The 2,294-nt window shown below is 55.0% G+C and carries 3 protein-coding genes and 1 pseudogene; all 4 read left to right on the top strand.

The genetic code is table 11. From position 1 onward, the window contains the following. A partial coding sequence (locus ABLU80_RS13460) for a DUF3304 domain-containing protein (RefSeq protein WP_348850078.1) occupies positions 1 to 523 on the top strand: 523 nt, incomplete at its 5' end. Continuing rightward, positions 496 to 945, top strand: a complete 450-nt coding sequence (locus ABLU80_RS13465; RefSeq protein WP_032708429.1) for a hypothetical protein — start codon at positions 496 to 498, stop codon at positions 943 to 945. The genes ABLU80_RS13460 and ABLU80_RS13465, both read left to right, overlap by 28 nt. Positions 946 to 1,091: 146 nt before the next feature. After that, positions 1,092 to 1,661 (top strand): DUF3304 domain-containing protein, encoded by a 570-nt coding sequence (locus ABLU80_RS13470; protein WP_015705817.1) that lies wholly within the window; start codon positions 1,092 to 1,094, stop codon positions 1,659 to 1,661. Continuing rightward, positions 1,634 to 2,294, top strand: a pseudogene (locus tag ABLU80_RS13475) (DUF2235 domain-containing protein); the annotation flags it as partial. The gene ABLU80_RS13470 and the pseudogene ABLU80_RS13475, both read left to right, overlap by 28 nt.

Below are 2,294 nucleotides of genomic sequence, written 5' to 3' on the forward strand. Positions count from 1 at the left end.
CGCTTTTCTCTGCCTGCTGACGGCCTGTCGCGACCACAGTCGCGACGGCATGAGCGGCGCCGATTTAAACCTCTACAATCACGGTCCGGACGCCATCGTTTCGGTGCAGGCGAATGGCTACGGCGGGCCAGGTGCTAACTCCTACGGCGGCGGAGGCGGCTTCTGCTGTGTGATGGTGCCTGATGTCTGGCGCCCGGGGCTGACGGCAAAAATCACCTGGACCTCCGATCCTAACGCATGGATAGACCCGAAGCACATCCCTGATGATCATGCGAGTCATTACCAGCGCCACGGGCCGATTACCGTGCCCATTGAACGCTGGGAAAAAGGTCAGGGATGTGGCTTTGATGTACATATTTTCCCCTGCGATAAGGTGCGGATAGTCCGTTCCTGCATACCACCTGGACAGCCGGGGTATCCGGTTCCCCAGTCGCCACCAGACTGGAAGCAAAGAGCTCAGAAAATACTTATCAAACATATCAGGGAGGAAATTGTATGTCCGATACCGCAGACTCCACGTTAAGTGCTCTGAAGGCGCTTATTGCGGCCTTCCAGACCGGTGCCACCCCGGTCGCTGTCAAAACCTCCACCGCAGAAGCGGCCAGTTTACCGCCGAATTTTCCCGGGCCGGATGATAAAAAGGGAGAAAAGCCTGCCGATAACTCTGTGCTACAGAAAGCCGAATACAACGAGCGCGGCCGCCTGCCGGCGAGCAGAACGCAGGCCGAAGGCAACTATGCCAGGCAGTATCTGGAAGGATATGTCGGGGAGTCTGAACATCAATCGGACAAAAAAACGGAGCCGGGCTGTCCCGCCAGCCTGCATATCAGCCTGTTCTTCGACGGTACCTGCTGTAATGAAAAGGGAGCCGATGAGGTGTACGGGTCACGTAACCCGCCGCTGACCAATATCGCCCGATTTTATCATTTGGAAAACCGGTATTAATGTCTGTAGCGGCCAAATTTATTTGACCGCTACAAATATCATTATCACAAATATTCGGGAGGTATATATATCAGCAAAAATACAATTCTGTCATTACGCCATTTCTTAATAACAACGCATTTAATTTCTTTTGTAAGGACACATCAATGATAAAGCATATCCGTATTTTTCCCGGCGGGCTGACGGTGCTGGCCGCCGTTTTTCTCTGCCTGCTGACGGCCTGTCGCGATCACAGTCGCGACGGCATGAGCGCCGCCGACATAGCTGTCTTAAACCACGGCCCGGACGCTATCGTTTCGGTGGAGGTCAACGGCTACGGCGGGCCAAGAGCGAACTCCTACGGCGGCGGCGGCGGCTTCTGCTGCGTGATGGTGCCAGATGTCTGGCGTCCGGGCCTGACGGCAAAAATCACCTGGACCTCTGACCCTAACTCCTGGATGAAATCCAGTGAGATGCCGGATGATTATGAAACTCACTATCAGCGCCATGGGCCGATCACGGTGCCTATTGAACGCTGGGAGGAGGATCAGGCCTGCGGCTTTGATATCCATATTTTCCCCTGCGATAAAGTGCGGATAGTGCGTTCCTGCTATGGTCGAGCGGCCCCTGAATACCCAATACAGCCTGACCCTGACGGAAATAAAAAAGCACAAAATATACTTTATAATCACGTTAAGGAGAACATCGTATGTCCGACACCGCAGACTCCACGTTGAGTGCCCTGAAGGCGCTTATTGCGGCCTTCCAGACCGGCGCCACTCCGGTCGCGGTCAAAACCTCCACCGCAGAAGCGGCCAGTTTACCGCCGAAGTTTCCCGGGCCGGATGATAAAAAGGGAGAAAAGCCTGCCGATAACTCTGTGCAGCACAAAGCCGAATACAACGAGCGCGGCCGCCTGCCGGCGAGCAGAACACAGACCGAAGGTAACTACGCCAGGCAGTACCTGGAGGGATATATCGGGGAGTCCGATCATCAATCGGATAAAAAGACGGAACCGGGCTGCCCGGCCAGCCTGCATATCAGCCTGTTCTTCGACGGTACCTGCTGTAATAAAGAGGGGGCTGATGAGGTCTACGGGTCACGTAACCCGCCGCTGACCAATATCGGCCGGCTCTATCATGCCGCGAACTGGAGTGGCCAGTCACCGCCAGCTGAAGATGACGGTTACTTCAGTTACTACTTTCCCGGCTGTGGGGCGCGCTTTCCGGAGATTGGCGAAGAGCACTACTCGCTGGACGGCGAACTGTTTGCCAACGGCGGTGAGGACCGTATCAATCAGGCACTGCTAAAAACCTACAGCAGCATCTGCTATGCGGTGAACAAAACCGCGATCAAAGACAGCGAACTGA

Origin of the sequence: Klebsiella sp. CN_Kp104, assembly GCF_040064515.1 — a bacterium.
GTDB classification, from domain to species: Bacteria; Pseudomonadota; Gammaproteobacteria; order Enterobacterales; family Enterobacteriaceae; genus Klebsiella; species Klebsiella aerogenes.